The organism is Hydrogenophaga intermedia, assembly GCF_023715105.1.
Lineage (GTDB): Bacteria > Pseudomonadota > Gammaproteobacteria > Burkholderiales > Burkholderiaceae_C > Hydrogenophaga > Hydrogenophaga intermedia_A.
In genome coordinates, this window is the sequence record NZ_JAMBNO010000142.1 from 1 (window position 1) to 254 (window position 254).

The following is a 254-nucleotide window of genomic DNA, read 5'->3' on the forward strand; positions in this document are numbered from 1 at the left end:
CATCCACCGACGGCCGACCAGGCTACGCTGGATCTGCACGAGAAGATCGTGGAGATCGCGCATGTGCGCCGGCGCTTTGGCTACCGCCGCATCCACGACCTGCTGCGCCCGCAGTTTCCCGGCGTCAGTACCGCCTCTACCGGCAAGCCAACCTGGCTGTGCGCCGGCGCAAGAAGAGCAAACGGCCTATCAATGAGCGTGTGCCGCTGCAGCTGGCACGCACGGTCAACGAGGTTTGGAGCATGGATTTTGTG

General features: G+C 63.8%; 1 pseudogene. It reads left to right on the plus strand.

The window, feature by feature from the left end:
• Positions 1–254 (plus strand): annotated as a pseudogene (locus tag M3149_RS22940) (IS3 family transposase); the annotation flags it as partial.